Annotated in this window: 21 protein-coding genes; 13 read left to right on the top strand and 8 right to left on the bottom strand. The window is 43.1% G+C overall.

The window, feature by feature from the left end:
• Nucleotides 1-4: 4 nt before the first annotated feature.
• The 4 genes from gatC to surE are packed head-to-tail and all read right to left on the bottom strand — an operon-like array spanning nucleotide 5 to nucleotide 3,762.
• Entirely contained in the window at nucleotides 5-286 is a 282-nt protein-coding gene (gene gatC / locus HTH_RS03950; RefSeq protein WP_012963429.1) for an Asp-tRNA(Asn)/Glu-tRNA(Gln) amidotransferase subunit GatC, read from the bottom strand.
• A gap of 24 nt (nucleotides 287-310) precedes the next feature.
• The gene (gene lspA / locus HTH_RS03945; protein WP_012963428.1) at nucleotides 311-796 is read right to left on the bottom strand and encodes a signal peptidase II; all 486 of its coding nucleotides are present in this window, start codon (nucleotides 794-796) and stop codon (nucleotides 311-313) included.
• Entirely contained in the window at nucleotides 754-2,994 is a 2,241-nt protein-coding gene (purL, locus tag HTH_RS03940; RefSeq protein WP_012963427.1) for a phosphoribosylformylglycinamidine synthase subunit PurL, read from the bottom strand. The genes lspA and purL overlap by 43 nt, the downstream gene beginning before the upstream one ends.
• A gap of 15 nt (nucleotides 2,995-3,009) precedes the next feature.
• Nucleotides 3,010-3,762 (bottom strand): 5'/3'-nucleotidase SurE, encoded by a 753-nt coding sequence (surE, locus tag HTH_RS03935; protein WP_012963426.1) that lies wholly within the window; start codon nucleotides 3,760-3,762, stop codon nucleotides 3,010-3,012.
• 18 nt (nucleotides 3,763-3,780) lie between these two features.
• Between surE and HTH_RS03930 the strand changes: the two genes are divergently transcribed.
• The 6 genes from HTH_RS03930 (at nucleotide 3,781) to HTH_RS03915 (ending at nucleotide 8,779) form a co-directional block, all read left to right on the top strand.
• Complete coding sequence (locus HTH_RS03930; protein ID WP_012963425.1) at nucleotides 3,781-4,437, top strand: ATP-binding protein; 657 nt, start codon at nucleotides 3,781-3,783, stop codon at nucleotides 4,435-4,437.
• Nucleotides 4,438-4,506: 69 nt separating this feature from the next.
• Nucleotides 4,507-4,656, top strand: coding sequence for a hypothetical protein (locus HTH_RS09955; RefSeq protein ID WP_012963424.1), 150 nt, complete (start codon nucleotides 4,507-4,509; stop codon nucleotides 4,654-4,656).
• Nucleotides 4,657-4,706: 50 nt separating this feature from the next.
• Nucleotides 4,707-5,621, top strand: a complete 915-nt coding sequence (locus HTH_RS03925) for a hypothetical protein (protein ID WP_012963423.1) — start codon at nucleotides 4,707-4,709, stop codon at nucleotides 5,619-5,621.
• Nucleotides 5,582-5,740: a hypothetical protein gene (locus tag HTH_RS09825; protein WP_158298093.1), complete on the top strand. Its 159-nt coding sequence runs from the start codon at nucleotides 5,582-5,584 to the stop codon at nucleotides 5,738-5,740. Before HTH_RS03925 ends, HTH_RS09825 begins: the two co-directional genes overlap by 40 nt.
• On the top strand, nucleotides 5,740-6,876 hold the full coding sequence (locus HTH_RS03920; protein WP_012963422.1) for an HD domain-containing protein: 1,137 nt from the start codon (nucleotides 5,740-5,742) through the stop codon (nucleotides 6,874-6,876). Before HTH_RS09825 ends, HTH_RS03920 begins: the two co-directional genes overlap by 1 nt.
• Nucleotides 6,863-8,779 (top strand): DUF3488 and transglutaminase-like domain-containing protein, encoded by a 1,917-nt coding sequence (locus HTH_RS03915; RefSeq protein ID WP_012963421.1) that lies wholly within the window; start codon nucleotides 6,863-6,865, stop codon nucleotides 8,777-8,779. The genes HTH_RS03920 and HTH_RS03915 overlap by 14 nt, the downstream gene beginning before the upstream one ends.
• On the opposite strand, the gene queF is transcribed toward HTH_RS03915, so the two are convergent.
• Nucleotides 8,757-9,134: a preQ(1) synthase gene (gene queF / locus HTH_RS03910; protein ID WP_012963420.1), complete on the bottom strand. Its 378-nt coding sequence runs from the start codon at nucleotides 9,132-9,134 to the stop codon at nucleotides 8,757-8,759. The genes HTH_RS03915 and queF overlap by 23 nt on opposite strands.
• A gap of 18 nt (nucleotides 9,135-9,152) precedes the next feature.
• Here queF and HTH_RS03905 point away from each other — a divergent pair, with 18 nt between their 5' ends.
• Nucleotides 9,153-9,362 carry a hypothetical protein gene (locus HTH_RS03905; protein WP_012963419.1) on the top strand — a complete coding sequence of 70 codons (210 nt, stop codon included), beginning with the start codon at nucleotides 9,153-9,155 and terminating at the stop codon, nucleotides 9,360-9,362.
• Nucleotides 9,359-9,580, top strand: coding sequence for a DUF167 domain-containing protein (locus HTH_RS03900; RefSeq protein ID WP_012963418.1), 222 nt, complete (start codon nucleotides 9,359-9,361; stop codon nucleotides 9,578-9,580). The genes HTH_RS03905 and HTH_RS03900 overlap by 4 nt, the downstream gene beginning before the upstream one ends.
• Here the strand turns inward: HTH_RS03900 and HTH_RS03895 are convergent.
• Both HTH_RS03895 and HTH_RS03890 read right to left on the bottom strand, forming a co-directional pair.
• A complete protein-coding gene (locus HTH_RS03895; protein WP_012963417.1) occupies nucleotides 9,555-10,190 on the bottom strand; it encodes an HAD family hydrolase in 636 nt (211 codons plus the stop codon). The two genes, HTH_RS03900 and HTH_RS03895, sit on opposite strands and share 26 nt — an antisense overlap.
• Nucleotides 10,181-10,672, bottom strand: a complete 492-nt coding sequence (locus HTH_RS03890) for a thioredoxin family protein (protein WP_012963416.1) — start codon at nucleotides 10,670-10,672, stop codon at nucleotides 10,181-10,183. The genes HTH_RS03895 and HTH_RS03890 overlap by 10 nt, the downstream gene beginning before the upstream one ends.
• Before the next feature lie 58 nt (nucleotides 10,673-10,730).
• Between HTH_RS03890 and hemE the strand changes: the two genes are divergently transcribed.
• Genes hemE through HTH_RS03875 form a run of 3 tightly spaced genes read left to right on the top strand, consistent with a single transcriptional unit; the run spans nucleotide 10,731 to nucleotide 13,386 of the window.
• Nucleotides 10,731-11,741 (top strand): uroporphyrinogen decarboxylase, encoded by a 1,011-nt coding sequence (hemE, locus tag HTH_RS03885; RefSeq protein ID WP_012963415.1) that lies wholly within the window; start codon nucleotides 10,731-10,733, stop codon nucleotides 11,739-11,741.
• Nucleotides 11,738-12,847, top strand: coding sequence for a tRNA (guanine(26)-N(2))-dimethyltransferase (locus HTH_RS03880; protein ID WP_012963414.1), 1,110 nt, complete (start codon nucleotides 11,738-11,740; stop codon nucleotides 12,845-12,847). Before hemE ends, HTH_RS03880 begins: the two co-directional genes overlap by 4 nt.
• On the top strand, nucleotides 12,844-13,386 hold the full coding sequence (locus HTH_RS03875) for a hypothetical protein (protein WP_012963413.1): 543 nt from the start codon (nucleotides 12,844-12,846) through the stop codon (nucleotides 13,384-13,386). The genes HTH_RS03880 and HTH_RS03875 overlap by 4 nt, the downstream gene beginning before the upstream one ends.
• Here HTH_RS03875 and trpE read toward each other — a convergent pair.
• Complete coding sequence (gene trpE / locus HTH_RS03870; RefSeq protein ID WP_012963412.1) at nucleotides 13,374-14,852, bottom strand: anthranilate synthase component I; 1,479 nt, start codon at nucleotides 14,850-14,852, stop codon at nucleotides 13,374-13,376. The genes HTH_RS03875 and trpE overlap by 13 nt on opposite strands.
• A gap of 65 nt (nucleotides 14,853-14,917) precedes the next feature.
• On the opposite strand from trpE, the gene tig reads away from it, so the two are divergent.
• Nucleotides 14,918-16,207 carry a trigger factor gene (gene tig / locus HTH_RS03865; RefSeq protein WP_012963411.1) on the top strand — a complete coding sequence of 430 codons (1,290 nt, stop codon included), beginning with the start codon at nucleotides 14,918-14,920 and terminating at the stop codon, nucleotides 16,205-16,207.
• Entirely contained in the window at nucleotides 16,191-16,790 is a 600-nt protein-coding gene (gene clpP / locus HTH_RS03860) for an ATP-dependent Clp endopeptidase proteolytic subunit ClpP (protein ID WP_012963410.1), read from the top strand. The genes tig and clpP overlap by 17 nt, the downstream gene beginning before the upstream one ends.
• Nucleotides 16,791-16,802 lie beyond the last annotated feature (12 nt).

The following is a 16,802-nucleotide window of genomic DNA, read 5'->3' as shown; positions in this document are numbered from 1 at the left end:
AAGATTACACCTCCACAACTCTTGGAACTACAAAAAATCCCTTCTCCCTCTGCGGTGCGTTAAAAGTGGCTTCTTCTTGACTTAGGCACACACCGGGGATGTCCTCCCTCAGGGGCGTGCCAACTTGATACTCCATATCTTCTGCACCTTCCGTATTCACCTCCTTGAGCTGTTCCACGAAGGTGAGTATGTCAAGAAATTGCCTGCCAAGAACTTCCTTCTCATGCTCTTTTAATTCAATCCTCGCAAGGTAAGCGGTCTTTTCTACCGTTTTAATATCTACCATACTTGAATAATATATTTTATTTTATCACCTTTTTCCAGATCCGGTAAAGAAGTGTCTCAGAAGCAAAAGTAAGATGGCAATGCTTATACCCATGTCTGCCATGTTGAAGGCAGGCCACGAGAACTTGCCATAAGAGATGTATATAAAGTCCCTCACATAACTCAAAAAGAATCTGTCATACAAGTTCCCTATGGCTCCCCCTCCGATCATACCCATGAGAAGGGCATTTTTTGTATCGTTGTGCCTTATGGCATAAAGGAAGGTGAGGATAAGGGCAAAAATTGGCGTAAGTAGCACAATAGGTAATCTTATAAAGTCGGGTGCATCCGAGAGGAAGCCAAAAGCTACACCTCTGTTATAAACCAAAACCAAATGCAGAAAGGGTAGCAAACTTATATCTTTGTTAAGAAGATAGCGTTCTGCCATGTCTTTGGTTATAAGGTCGCACACCAGCAAAAGGCTGAAGGTTATAAGATATGCGATAAAGCTCTTTCCAGAGAGTTTTTCCATAGATCCTCCAGCCTCTTTAGCTCCTCATCCAGCACTGGCTCATCGTAAAGTTCCACCTTTATCTTTCCGTCATCGGTGGTCCTTCCCAGAAGAATCCAGTCAAGTCCCTGAGCCTCTACCATATCCTTAAAGACCTCCACATCCTCCCTTTTTACGCTAACTACCACTCGCGTAGGATTTTCAGAGAAAAGGAAGAAGTCAATCCTTTCATCAGTATAAAGGTTAATATTAGCACCAAGAGATGTTCCAAAGAGACACTCCAGCAAACACACCAAAAGCCCACCTGTTGAAATATCGTGAGCGGAAAGTATGATGTCCATCTCTATGAGCTTTAAAAGAAGCTGATGGAGTTTCCTTTCCTTATCAAGGTCAACCAACGGCACATCTCCCATAACTTTCCCGTACACCACTTTTAGAAACTCGCTCCCGTCTATTTTTGAAGGTCTCTTGAGGTCTCCCAGAAGGAATATGAGGTCTCCTTCTTCTTTGAACTTGTGGTCCACAAACTTTCTGTTTTCCACTACTCCCACACCTGCTACTACAGGCGTTGGGTATATGTTTCTTATTCCTTCCCTGTCAACAGTTTCGTTGTATAGGGAAACATTCCCACTGACTATGGGCACCCCGAGCTTCTGGCAGGCTTCTGACATGCCTTTTATAGCTTGCTCCATCTGCCACATGACCTCAGGTCTTTCTGGATTGCCAAAGTTAAGACAGTCCGTAATGCCCATAGGTTTAGCTCCCACGCAGGCTAAGTTTCTGCAGACTTCTGCCACTATAAACTTTCCACCTTCGTATGGATTTAAGTAAACCATCCTTGAGTTTCCTTCCATACTTATAGCCAGCATTTTTTCGCTCTTTACCTCTGGTTTTGATGGCCACTTAATACGCAGAATAGATGCATCACCACCGGGTTTTAAAACCGTGTTGGTTCCCACCTGATGGTCATACTGGCTGTATACCCACTCTTTTGAACAAACATTGGGAGAGGAGAGGAGTTTTTCTATAGAGGATTTTATATCCACCGGTGGAAGAGCTTCCTGATGGAGATCTCTCACCTGCTTTATATAAGAAGGCTCTCTCTTCTCCCTTATATAGACGGGAGCTTCTTCCACAATAAGGTTTATGGGAAGGTCAGCCACCTTATCACCACCCAAGTAAACCTTCATGTATCCGTCCTGTGTGAGTTTTCCTACCTTTTCACACTCCAAGTGATGGCTCTGGGCTATGGCTTTTATCTGCTCTATGTTCTTCTCATCTACTATCAGAAGCATCCTCTCCTGGCTCTCCGAGAGGAGGATCTCGTATGGGTCCATGTTTTCTTCTCTCAGAGGCACCTTATCAAGGTAGAGCTCCACTCCCATTTTAGATTTGCTTGCCACTTCGGATGCAGCACCTGCAAGTCCAGCCGCTCCCAGGTCTTGGATACCCACCACCAGGTCTCTTTCAATGATATCCATTAGCGCTTCTATGAGCTTCTTGCCAAAGTAAGGGTCTCCCACCTGCACATGTGATTTTTTTGACTGGGTATCTTCGGAAAACTCCCCAGAAGCCATAACAGCACCGTGCACTCCATCCCTTCCCGTTGTGGAACCCAAAAGTACAAGCGCCTGACCTACTTCTTTTGCCCTGGATGTGTACATCCTCCCTGCAGGAAGGATGCCAAGACAGAAGACATTAACAAGCGGGTTGGTTATGTAGCACTCTTCAAAGAAGGTTTCACCGCATACGGTAGGCACACCTATGCAGTTGCCGTAATGACTTATACCTTTTATTACACCTCTTATTATATGTCTGGTTTTTGGGTCTGTAAGAGGTCCAAACCTCAGAGAGTCGCCCAAAGCTATTGGTCTTGCACCCATGGAGAGAATGTCTCTGATGATGCCTCCCACGCCAGTTGCAGCACCGTTGAAGGGTTCTATGTAAGAGGGGTGATTGTGACTTTCCACTTTGAAGGCTATCCACACATTATCATCTATCTTAACAACACCGGCGTTCTCCCCTGGTCCTTGAATCACTGCATCAGACTTGGTGGGAAGCATTTTGAGAAGCGCTTTAGAAGATTTGTAAGAGCAGTGCTCGGACCACATGGCTCCAAGAATGCCAAGCTCCACATGATTGGGTTCTCTGCCAAGCTTTTCAACTATGCGCTCATACTCTTCTTTGTTAAGTCCGTAAAGCTTGTAAATCTCAACCATTAAAGAATGATTTTACTATAACTTCCATCTGTCTTTTAGCTCTTTCAACGCTCTGTAATTGGTCAGGTCCAGGTGCAATGGGGTGATGGAAACATATCCGTGATAAACTGCCCAATAGTCTGTGCCTTCCTCAAGCCTCCAACCGAATTCCTCAGCAGTTATCCAATATATGGGTTTTCCGTGAGGGTCTGAAAGCCTCAAAACCTTTTCTTTATAACTTCTTTTGCCTTGTCTTGTGATGAGAAAGCCCTTTATCTCGTCCCTGCGCAGGTTGGGTATGTTTACATTAAGGTAAGTATCTTCAGGCATACCTGTTTCTAACACCTTTAAAACCACATCCTTCGCGCATTTGGCTACCTCCTCAAAGTTTATCTCGTCTCTACCAAAGGCGGAGAAGGCAACCGAAGGAATCCCGAGAATTCTCCCCTCCATAGCACCCGAAACCGTACCTGAGTAAGTAATGTCCTCCCCTAGGTTGGGACCTTCGTTTATTCCAGAACACAAAAGATCGGGCTTTTCTCCATTCAGTATGAGGTAATAACCAAGATGCACACAATCCGCCGGTGTGCCACCAATAACCGTCCAAAAATCCTCATCCACTCTTCTTATTCTCAGTGGAGAGTTAAAGGTCAAAGAGTGTCCTACACCGCTCAGATTCCTATCGGGAGCTACGCACACCACCCTACCTATGCTCTTGAGGGTATCTCTGAGGGCTTTTATTCCTTCGGAAAAGTAGCCATCGTCGTTGGTAAGCAAAAAAGTCAACATACCTCTATATTTTAAAGTATGGCAGAAATTTGTCCCATATGCGGTGGAACAGGCTTTGTAGACAAAGGTCGCACCGTAGAAATCTGCTCGTGCAGGTTTCAGGGAAGAGATATATCCAAGTATCTGCACATACCACCAAGGTTTGCAGATGCGGAGTTTGAAAACTATAAACCAGTATCGCCATCCCAGAGAGAGGCTCTGAGTGTATGTATGAGCTATGCCTACAGCTTTGACCCTGCCGAAGGGAAGGGTCTCACACTTCTTGGACCTCCTCACATGGGAAAGACGCACCTGGCGGTATCCATACTCAAAAGCGTATACAGACAGAAGGAAATAAGAGGTCTATTCTTTGATACAAAGGACATGCTTTTTAAACTCAAAAGTCTTATGGAAGATAACGAAAAGTACACAAAACTTATGAATTTTTTACTAAAAACACCCCTTTTGGCGCTTGACGACCTTGGCTCAGAACGCCTATCCGACTGGCAGAGAGAGATCATCACCCACATCATCTCATACAGATACAATCACATGAAAAGCACCATAATAACCACCAATTATGCCCTGAGAAAAACCGACGAAAAGGAAGTGGCACAAACCTTAGAAGAGAGACTTTCTGAGGCGGTAGTATCCAGAATCCACCAGATGAACACCATCCTTTACATAATACCATGATAAAAAACATATTGCGTGATACAAAAGGGGGCATAAAGTAAAAGACATCAACTTGTGGAGGTGAAAGTCATGTGCTACTACACCAAGGAAGAGCTGGAAAGAATGAAGGCTATCATAGAGGAAAAAAAGAAGGTAAAGGAAGCCCTCAAGGACATAAAGCCTTCTGACTTTGAAGCCAAGAAGGAGAAAGAGGAGAAGGCGCTTACCGTAAAGGACTGACCATCTTAGCTGGCTTGCACCAGGCTTGAGGCTGGCTTAATATTTTAATTATGCTGGACTATATAAAGGAGACGGATAGACTCCAGAGCATCTTTCTTGAAGTTTTGGAGGACACTTCCAAGAAAGAGTTGCTTCTCTACCTTTTGTGCTATGTACAGTTGGTAAGAAAGGAAGGAAACATTACAGTAGGACTTGATCAGTTTTTAAGATGCGCAAGCAAGAACTTTATTACCAACAGAAATTCGTGGAAGGATGTGCTGGCAGAAATGAACATATTTACCATAACCGACCTTTACGGAAATGCTTACACGGGAAAGGACATATACCGCATTGATGAGAGAGAATTCTATTTCATGAGGATAGACCAAAAGTACTGTAGAAATGTCAATTTACTTAGCTCTAAAGCTATTAAGTACTGGGGAGTTGTAAATAAAATATCCCATTACGGTAGGAGCGTAACTCCTTACGATGCCGTGTACGCATCAGCCATCATGTTTAACGAAGAACTCTACGAGGAGCTTGAAGGTTATTGTGAATTTCAAAAGGAAAGATTCAAAAAGGAATCCGCATTTTTTGAAGCCCTTATATCTCTGTCTTTAGCTTACAGACACTATTCACGCCAGAAGCACGAGCAAGCCATATCCTATATTAGCGATGGCATCAAAAAGCTAACTCCCTTAGGTGATGTTTACTACAATATAAACCTTGGAAAGTTCAGGAGCCATCTATCAAAGCTTTTAAAGAGACTTCAGAAGGGCAAAACCATAGAAAGTGTAAAAATAGAGTTTGTAAGCAGAGGGGATAGTAAAGAGCCTTTTTGGAAAAGGTTTTTAAGCCATGTGAAGGGTATACTCAGAGGGTTAAAAGGAGGTAAGAGATGGACTTTAACGAGCTCAGAAATGGTTTGCTACTATTCCATAGAGGCTTGCTTGAAAAGGCAGATAAACTCCCCGAAGGAAAGCTGAAAGAAGCTTACTTGAGAGCAGCCAAGCACCTCAAAGATGTTACAGTAGCGCTTTACAACTTTGACCAGACAATGAAAGAGATAAAGCATATGGAGGCGGAGAAAGAAGAAAGTCATTGATGTTTAAGGACCTTTCGGACCCTATATACGGTTTTGTGAGGGTGGAGGACCACGAGCTTAAGGTTATAGACGCTATACTTTTCCAAAGGCTTAGATACATAAGACAGTTAGGTGTTGCATACTTGGTGTTTCCTTCAGCACAGCACACACGCTTTGAACACTCTGTTGGCGTCATGGAGCTTTCCACACGCATATACAAAAGTCTTGGTTTTAAAGATGACAGGCTCATGCGGGTGGTGAGGCTGGCAGGACTCTTGCATGATATAGGGCATCCTCCCTTTTCTCACACTACAGAGGTGCTTCTGGGAAGCAGAGGACACGAAGACATAGGCTACAAGGTGATAATGGGTCAGGTAGGAGACATGCTAAAAAAGGAGGGCTTTTCTTGGGAGGAGGTCCAGCTGATAGCTAAGCTGGCTTTTAAAAAGGCTCAAGATGATTCAGAAAAGCTTCTTTCCAACATAATAACGGGTGAGTTTGGAGCAGACAGAATGGACTATCTGAGAAGGGATGCCTACTTTTGCGGAACTTCTTACGGTTTTTTTGATTATGAGAGGCTCTTAAATCACATTGAACTGGTAGAAGGCAAAAAAACCGTTAATTTAAGCGCTCTTAGGGCTTTGGAGAGTTTTATCCTAGGAAGGTACTTTATGTATCTTCAGGTTTACTTTCATAAGGTGGTTAGAATCCTCAACATACATTTGCTGGAAATGATAGAGAGATTTTTTGGTAGCGATTACTTTTTGAATGCGGAAAAGCTTATGACCCTTACGGACGGAGACATACTCTCTGTGGCATTAAAATACCCCCAAGACATACATGTAAAAAGGCTCATGGGTAGGGAACACTTTAGAGAAGTTTTTCGCACCAATTCAAAGGAGGAGTTTGAGAGGGCAAAGGAAGACCTTTTGGCAGTTTATGATCCTCAGCTGGTGAGATTTGACAGTGTTAGCAAAAAGGTGCTGGACGAAGAGATTTTTGTCTCGGAAAAGGGCAAGGTCTTCCCACTTAAAGAAGTATCGGAAATCTTTTCCAGTTTAAAGGATATTGAGATACACCGCATATACGCCGAAAGAAGTTTAAAGGATGATATAAAGAGCTATCTTGCCAAAAGGGGATATCATGGTAAGCCTTAGACGCATAACTCTCCTTTTTGTGCATCTCTGCGCTCTTGTGGGTATCACATCCCTTTACAATGTGGCGGATGGTATCTTTTTTGCTATCTTCCTTTTTGTCTATGCGGTAGGCATATACGCAGATGTGAAAGAGTTCTATCCTATAAGAAGATGGATTTTAAACGCTTCTGCCATCATCTTTTCCCTTTACTTTCTTTCCTTTATAAGTCTTGAAGACCTCCTTAGACCTTTTGCCAATGCTGTGCTTCTCCTCCTTGCTATAAAAAGCTTGGAAGAGAAAAAGCCAAGGGATATGTATCAGATACTGCTTTTAAGTCTCTTTGCTGTGTCTGTATCAACGGTTTACAATTTGAGTATAAGTTTTGCTTTTCTTCTTTTGTTAGTGATAGGTTTGGGTGTTTCTTCCTTAGTTTTTATAAATTTGCAAAAAAACATAGGGGAGAAGGTGGTAAGCTACAGGGTAGTAAAGAGCTATGCCTTGGTTTCTGGAGCCTTCTTCTTGGCAGTAGCGTTTCTAACAATTCCCTTCTTTGTTCTTCTTCCCAGAACTCAAACACCCCTCTTTGACCTCTTTGGAAGGGCAAACTCTGGGCTAAAAACTGGTATAGCTGACAGCGTGAGCCTTGGTAAAGTTGGTGAAATACAACAGGACAATACGGTGGCTTTTAGGGTTTATGGTCTTCCAAAGGGGCTTGAGAATCTCTACTGGAGGGTTTCCGTCTTTGATACTTACATAGGCAACCAGTGGATAAGCACAAGAAAGTACCCAATACCTAATCCACCTTTAAAAGGTAATCCCATTCAATATACGGTGATGCTGGAACCTACCTTTGAAAAATATCTGCCTGCCCTTGACTATCCTGTGGCGGTGCTAAACATAGAAGGCTTTAAAGGAAGGGTCTATATGTCCTCTGGAGGTGTGCTTGCCACTTCTGAAGAGATCACAAAGCCTATAAGATACACTGCGGTATCTACAAACACGCCTTTTTACGATGATCCTCAGGAATATACGAAAGTGCCTGAGAATGTATCCCGTAGCATAGTAGAACTTGCTAAAGAACTCTCAAAGGGTGCTAAAAAGCAGGAGGATATGCTAAAGAGGGTTGAAGGTTTCTTCTCAAAGGGTTTTAAATACTCTCTCAAACTTGAGAAGTATGAGGGAAATCCTCTTGATTACTTTCTCTTTGTCTCCAAAAGGGGAAACTGCGAGTATTATGCAAGCGCCACAGCCATACTACTAAGACTTATGGGAATTCCGGCGAGAGTTGTGGGCGGATTTAAGGGTGGTGTGTGGAACGATTACGGAAAGTACTATGTTATCACCAACTCTATGGCTCATGTGTGGGTGGAGGCATACATAAATGGCAGGTGGATAAGAGTAGACACAACACCCCCTTATGTCTCACCGGGTGTAAAAGAAATATCAAGCTTTTCGCTCCTTAGGGACGCAGTAGTTAGCTTTTGGTACTCCAATGTGGTGGGTTTTTCCTCAGAAAAACAGTTTTCTCTTTTCAAAAAACTACACAGAGATATAAAGGTGGGGTTAAGACCTGCCAATATAAAAGGCTACATCTCAAAAGTCCTTGAACCTGCTCTGTATTTACTTCTTCTTTACCTTACCGTCAAACTGTATATCTCCAGCAGAAAGACGCCAGAAAATCTTTACAAAAAGCTTCTCACTACTCTAAAAGTGAAAGGTAAACCTCTTCCAGAAGTGCTTTTGAGCCATATGAAAGGTTCTGAGGTATACCCCTATGTGGAATACATAGTATATCTTTATCAGAGGCATAAATTCTCACCTTACAAGGTTTATCGTGATGAGATAATGGAGGGATACAGAGCTTTAAGCAGTATAAAGAAAGTTCTCAAAAGCAAAGGTCTCAGTAATTTCCATCACTCCTGACTTTTATTACTGTATGAACATTGCCACGCGGGTTGAAGTCTCCTATGACTTCCAAGAATCTAGGTCTTAAAGTTTCGTAAAGGGCTGTGTATATTTCATTGGTAGCCTGCTCGTGGGAGATGTATCGGTTTCTAAACTTGTTTAACCAAAGTTTTAAAGACCTGAGCTCTACTATGTACTTATCTGGTATGTAGCGTATCTTTATGGTAGCATAATCTGGGTATCCAGACCTGGGACAGAGACAGGAAAACTCAGGAAAGGTTATTTCTATCATATAGTCCCTTTCGGGGCTTGGATTTTCCCAAGGCTCCAACCTTGCAGATTCTATTGCCAGCTCGCCGTACTTTTTCTCCATAGATTATAATTTAAGACCATGGAAAAATACAGGTGTTTGGTAATAGACCTGGAGGGAACTACCAAAGAGATAACGCAGAAGCTAAACGAGGTGCTTGCTACCATAGAGCAGGAAGGTGGAACTCCCGTAGATATCACCGTCACTCACGCAAGGGAGCACGGTATAGACGGTTTTGTGGTGCTCTACACTATAACTTACAAAATATCTAAGGAGATCTCCGAAGAGTGATCCTTGAGGTCAGGGCAAAACCCAAAGCTAAAAGAGAGTATGTGAAGAAGATAACAGAAAGTGTTTATGAGGTTGCGGTCAAAGAACCACCGCAGGAAGGCAAAGCCAACGAAAGGATAGCAGTGCTTTTATCCTATCATTTGGGAATCCCTAAGAGTCGTATAAAACTTCTAAAAGGGCATACTTCAAAAATCAAGCTCTTCCAGGTAGATTTATAATGTCCTCAGGTTTATGTAAAACAAAGTCTGGCTTTACTCCATCCATCCTCACATAGCCCCAATTTGCCAGTGCAGTCCAGACGCCTGCATCCTTACCTGCGCGCACATCAGCATCCGTATCTCCTATCATAACAGCTTCTTTAGCATCTACACCCAGCCATCGCAAAACCTCTTTTATAGGCACAGGGGAAGGTTTTTTTTCGGGAAAGGTATCACCCCCTACCACCATGTCAAAATAGTGATAAAGGTTCAACCTTTTTAGTATTTCAACGGATAGGTCTTCCATCTTGTTGGTTACTACAGCAAGGCGTTTTTCCATAGCTTTCAGGTGTGTTAGCACTTCCCTTATGCCTTTGTATGCTTTGGTGTAAACCACAGGATTTTCTCTGTAATACTTTCTGAAAAGCTCCAAAGCTCTGTCTATTTCCTCACTGGGAAAGAGCTTTTCCAAAAGTCCTCTTGCTCCTCCGCCTATCCAATTCTTTACGCTGTCTGGTTCTATCTCCTGCCTTCCCATGCTTCTTAGCACACCATTTACACACATACCAATGTCCATGTAAGAGTCTATGAGTGTGCCATCCAGGTCAAAGATAAAGAGCTTTAGACGCATCCTTTCTCTTTAAGATAGTCCTGAAGCTTCTTCTTTGTATACTCGTTTTCCTTCACATAGTCCAGTACACATGCAAAGGTTTTAGGCTCTATATAACCCGGGATGCTGAGGATAATCTTACCCTCTTGGTCGTAAAAGAAAAGATACGGAAAGGAGTTTACACCCAGCATTCTTGCTACCTCATGCTCTTGACTTATCCCTTCCTCTTTTCCAAACCTGTAGCGCACCTTGGCATTGCTCTCGTAAAGAAGCTTATTTACATCAACTCCCACAAGAGCCTTTTGAAGATTTTGATCGCTTTTGATATCTCTGTCCAGCTGCTTGCAGTATATACAGCTTTCGCTTTCTACTATGAGAAGGTTATGTGCCTTCTTGGGAGTGATGTCTTTAATCTGGGCAGAGCTTGTGTTGGTACCACTTTTACTGCAAGAAAGGAGTAGTGTAAGGCTCAAAAGTATAGGTAAAACTAAGAAGTTCCTCATAGCTAATAATTTTATGCAATGGCAGTCCTGTAGCAAGCCTGTGTTATCATTTTTCCCTATGAAAGACAGCTTGCTCCTGAGAAGTATAAGAGGAGAAAAGATTGAGAGATTCCCCGTGTGGCTTATGCGTCAGGCTGGCAGATACATGAAGGAGTACAGAGAGCTAAGGGAAAAGGAGAGGGATTTTCTCAGCTTTTGCAAAAATGTAGAGCTTGCGGTTAAGGTTAGCCTTCTTCCCCTTGAGCTTCTTGATGTAGATGCGGTCATAATATTCTCCGACATACTCATCCCCCTTGAGCCAATGGGCGTTTGCATTGAGTTCAAAGAGGGAGAAGGTCCTGTTATCTCGTGGGACAGAGATGTGAAGGCTTTAAAAAGGATATCATACAAAGATACTGATTTTGTGAATGAGGTAATAAAAGGCGTCAAAGAAGCTCAGAAGGATGTCCCAGTCATAGGCTTCTGCGGTGGTCCTTTTACTTTACTGTCTTACCTAATAGAGGGAAGGGGTGGGAAGGATATGAAAGATACCAAAATCTTCATGTGGAAACAAGAAGATTACCACGCCTTGATGTCTCTGTTGGTGGATAATCTGATAGAGTATTTAAAAGGGCAGATACTTGCCGGTGCAGACCTTGTGCAGATATTTGACAGCTGGGCTATGTACCTGCCTTATGAGGACTACAGAGATTATGCAGAGACATATCTGAAAAAACTCTTGGAAGGTATAAAGAGGGAGTTTAATGTGCCTATTATTTATTTTTACAGAGGGTCAGGCTCTTTCTTAGAGGCTATCAAAGACCTTCCCGTTGATGTTATCTCCGTTGACTGGACTGTGGACATGCTTGGTGGTATGAGAAGCGTGCATAGAGCCTTTCAGGGAAACCTTGACCCTCATGTGCTTTATGCTGACGAGGAGACTATTTTTAAAAAGACTTTGGAGCTTCTCAGATGTGTACCAAGAAAAACCAAGTATATCTTTAACTTGGGACATGGGCTTATGCCAGATATGGAGTTTAATAAAGTCAAGTTTTTGGTGAATGCGGTAAAGAGCTTTTATATAGCATGATAAAGGAAGGGAAGGTTTTGTTAAACATAGAGTTGCCACAGGTTGTATCTTCTCGCATGCCTGTCTTTTACAATCCTCACATGGTAGTAAACAGAGATATAAGCCTGCTGGTGGTTTATGCTTTTGTAGGTGAAGGAGCTATCGTTTGCGACCCTATGGGTGCAAGCGGTGTAAGAAGCCTGAGGTTTCTCTTGGAAGCAGGTGCCTCAAAGGTGATATACAACGACATAAACCCAAGGGCTGTGGAGGAGTTTAAAAAGCTATTGAAAATGCATGGTGTAGATGAGTCTAAGGTACAGGTGCATACAGAAGATGCGTCCATCCTTTTGAGAAGGATAAGGGGTTGCGACTATGTGGATGTAGACCCCTTTGGCTCACCTATAGCCTTTTTAGAAAGTGGTATATTACCTGTAAAGCGAGGTGGGATTTTGGGAGTTTCTGCTACTGATACCGCTGTGCTCTCTGGCACCTATCCACAGACTTGTATAAGAAGGTACGGCTCAAAGCCACTTTTGGAGGCTGAGTTTTATCACGAGATAGGCATCAGAATTCTTTTAAAGAAAGTTATTGAAGAGGGTGCCAAGATGGATTTTGCACTCATTCCCATCTTTTGCTACTCTTACAGGCACCACTTTAAAGCCTTTTTTAAAAAGGATGTAGGGGCAAGGAAGGCAGACCATCTTATAAAAAACATAGGCTACTTGATTTACTGCAACAGCTGTCTTTACAGAGAAGGTGTAAGTTTGGAAAATTTAAGAAGCACATGTCCTATATGTGAGGGAAAACTCCTTTATGCTGGACCCCTTTGGCTTGGAAAGCTATGGGACGAGGAGCTTCTAAAAAGCATGCTAAAAGCTATGGAAAAACTGCCTCTTAGCAGAGAAACCCTCAAAATCATCAAAAAGATAAGCCAAGAGGCTAAAAAACAGACCATAGGCTTTTACACTTTATCCGCCATAGGCGAAAGGCTAAAGGTTGGAAACCTACCCACCTTGGAAAGGATGCTATCTTTGGTGCAAGGCAAACCAACTCACTTTACCGGGGAAGGCTTTAGAACACTTTTGAGCCACAGAGAACTTCTCAAGCTTGTGGAGAGCATAAAATGAGCTATTACAAGGAGCTAAAAGATGGTATCCTCTCTTTGAAGGATGTTTTTTTTCTCTCACCGAGGGAGATATGGTTTCTAAAATTTCTGGAAGACGCCCAATATCCCTTGCAGGTGGTGAAAGAAGGTATAAACGAGTTTTACAGAGCTGTCCCTCCAGAAAAAAGGTCCAAAACACCCCTTTTCTTTGCCTTTGAAAACATAAAGAAGGCATATCATAGGTACACTCTCCAGCAGGGAAGGTCTGTAAAGATAGATTGGCTAAAAACTTACGAGGAAAAACTAAAGCAGGTGAGACGCTTTTTAGAAGATATAAAACTAAAAGAGCCTAAAACTCCAGAAGAGGCGGAAGAGAACCTAAAGCTCGTAGAAAGCATGATAACAAAAAAGTTGTGGGATAGCCTAAAAAAGGAAGAAAAGGCTAAGATTTTAAAAAAGTACTCTCAGTTTAAAGAAAATGATGAGCTTTTTAAACTTATGATAAAACACGAGATTATGAAGATGTTTAACCTACGCCCACTGTCCATTTATGTGTTATGAGCTTCCGCTATGCTAACTGCTTTCATAAGAGCTTTTGCCTTGCTTATGCACTCCCACCACTCCCTTTCTGGGTCCGAGTCTGCTACTATACCTGCCCCGGCCTGCACAAACACCTCATCCCCCCTCAAAACAGCAGTTCTTATGGCTATTGCCATATCCGTATTGCCCTGAAAGGACAGGTATCCCACCGACCCTGCGTATATGCCTCTCCTCTCTGGCTCTAACTCTTCTATAATCTGCATGGCTCTTACCTTGGGAGCACCAGAGACAGTTCCTGCAGGAAAGGTAGCCTTTATGACATCCACAGCATCCAAACCTTCTTTTATTTGACCTACCACATGGCTCACTATATGCATTACATGAGAGTATCTTTCTACCTTCATAAATTCCTCCACCTTTACAGTGCCAGACTTTGCCACTCTTCCTATGTCATTCCTTGCAAGATCAACCAGCATCAGGTGTTCCGCTCGCTCCTTTTGGTCTGCCAAAAGCTCCTCTTCCAAAGCTCTATCCTCCTCCTCGGTGTTTCCCCTTCTTCTTGTGCCGGCTATAGGTCTTGTTTCCACTCTGCCCTCCTCAAGTCTTACCAAAACCTCCGGCGAAGAGCCTACAACCTTTATATGTCCAAAGTCCAAGTAATACATATAGGGTGAAGGATTTAAAAATCTCAAAACCCTGTAAAGGTCATCGGGCTTGCCTTTAAACACTTTGCTAAATCTGAGGGATGGCACCACCTGAATAATATCACCGGAGGCTATGTACTCCTTAGCTCTGAGGACCAACCTTTCAAACTCATCCTTACTCATGTTGCATTGCCACTGGGAGAGGTCTGGCTCACCTTCTGGGTAATTGACAGGTGGGACGCACTTTCCAAATATGTCCTCCTTTGCCAGCTCTATGGTCTCTTTTGCTCTGCTGTACTCTCTCTCCACATCTCCATCTGTAAATATGGGAGAGAGTATCTTTATTTTGCCAGTTAGGTTGTCGTGCACCACCACAAGGTCTGTAAGCACCATAAATATGTCATAGGTAGAAATAGGGTCGGGTTTTTCGTCCTTTATTGGCTCGTAATACTTGGCTATATCGTAGCCTATATATCCCACAAGTCCCCCCCAGAATCTTGGAAGTCTATCATCTTTGTATGGTATAAAATCACCTATAAGTTTTTTTAGCACACCTAAGGGGTCCTTGCTTTCAAAGCACCAAGCTTTTCCCTTCCTTAATACCTCACCGTATCCCTTTCTGTATTTAAAGGTGAGGGAGGAGGACCTTATGATGAAGGAATACCTTCCCCACTTGGTGCCGCCTTCTGCACTTTCCAGAAGTATGTTGTACTGCTCCTGCTTTTTTAGTTTCAAAAAGAGGGAGAGGGGGGTTTCTGTGTCAGCTAGCACCTCTTCAAAGAGAGGTATGACGCTATAATCTTTGGAAAGCTCCTTCACTTGACTTAAGCTAAGGCTTAGCATATAAAGATTTTATCATCAGAACTTTTGTGTTAAACTTTATAAGATTATTAAGAAGGAGGCATCGTATGAAGGTTTCCATGAGAGAGAGAGAAGGGCTATTTAAAGAGCTAAGCGTTGAAGTAGAGGGTGATATAGTCAGTTCAATTCTTGAGGAAGTTTACAAAAACTTGAGGGAAAGCGTAAGTATTGAGGGCTTTAGGAAAGGCACCGCACCCATGTGGATAATAAAGGCAAGGTACAAGGATTACATTCAGGAGGAGGTGGGGAAAAGGGTAGCGGACAGAACCCTTCCATCAGCCATAGAGGAGAGCAAACTAAAGCCTGTTGCGGATATATACTTAGAAGAGGTAAAGCTTGAGGAGGCAGTGCCTAAGGTAATTTACAGGGTTGCCTTTGAAACACCTCCCGAGTTTGAACTCAAAGAGCTGGAAGGTTTGCAGGTAGAAGTAAAAAAAGTTGAGTTTGATGAGGAGCTGGTCAAGAAGAGGATAGAGCAGCTCAGAGAGGAGCATGCCATATGGCAACCTGTGGAAAGGGAAATCAGGGAGGGAGACCTTGTATCCGTTGATTACTACATAGAGGAGATGGAAAGCGGAGAAAGCACACAGGGAGAAACCTCAGGCATAGTAGGTCAGAGAATGTTCAGAGAAGAGATAGACACGGCTCTTGTGGGCAGAAAGGAAGGCGAGGAAGTGACCTTTGAAGACCTCACTCTTTACGATACGGAAGGGAAAGAGGCTGGGAAGGCAAAGGTGAGGCTAATTATAAAGAGCGTAAAGGAAAAAGTCCTCCCAGAGATAGGAGATGACTTTGCCAAAGAGCTTGGCATAGCCCAAACCTGGCAAGAAGCTGAAGAAAAGATAAGGCAGGAAGTAAAAGATAGTGTGGAGCGCATAAAAAGAGCGTTGGTGGAAGAATCTGTGGCTAAAAAGCTTGTTGAGATGTTTGAATTTGATATACCTCAAACGCTTCTTGCGCGTGAAGTCTCACATCTTGTAGAAATACGAGCGAGAGAGCTTTCCCAGTATGGCATAGACACTAAGTATCTCAATTATAAATCTATGGCGGAAGAGCTTATGCCTCAAGCCATGTTCAACATAAAGCTAAGATACATACTTGAAAAGTACGCTAAGGAAAAGGGCTTGCAGGTGAGCGAGGAGGACTTGCAGAAGAAATACCAAGAGATAGCACAGCAGTATGGGAGAAGCGTTGAAGAGATAAAGGAGTACTTTAGAAGCCAGAATATGGAAAATGTGCTTTTTGAAGATGTTCTCAGAGAGAAAGCTTTCAATGATATAATAAGTAAAGCTGTGATAAAGGAAGTAGAGGAGAAGAAGGATGAGCAAGGTGATTGATCAGCTGGTCCCAATAGTTATAGAACAAACGCCAAGAGGTGAGAGAGCCTACGACATATACTCAAGGCTGCTTCAGGATAGGATAGTGCTTTTGGGTTATCCTATAGATGATCATGTGGCCAACCTCATAGTCGCTCAGCTGCTCTTTTTGGAGGCTCAGGACCCTGAAAAGGACATATACATGTACATAAACTCACCGGGTGGGTCTGTGACTGCAGGTATGGCTATATACGACACCATGCAGTACATAAAGCCAGATGTGGTTACCATATGCATTGGGCAGGCAGCATCCATGGGAGCGGTGCTTTTGGCTGCAGGTGCTCCCGGCAAGAGATACGCACTTCCTCACTCGCGCATAATGATACATCAACCCTTGGGGGGTATAACAGGGCAGGCAACGGACATCATAATACATGCTGAGGAGATAAAGAGAATAAAGCATATGCTCAATGAGATACTTTCAAAGCATACCGGACAGCCACTTGAGCGTATAGAGAGAGATGTGGAGAGAGACTACTTTATGTCGTCAGAAGAGGCGAGAGAGTATGGGATTGTGGACAGGGTAATTGCAAAAAGACAGTAATGGAGATATATT

The organism is Hydrogenobacter thermophilus TK-6 (genome assembly GCF_000010785.1).
Lineage (GTDB): Bacteria > Aquificota > Aquificia > Aquificales > Aquificaceae > Hydrogenobacter > Hydrogenobacter thermophilus.
The sequence above is the reverse complement of the archived record's forward strand: the minus strand, read 5'-3'. Positions and strand labels throughout refer to the sequence as shown.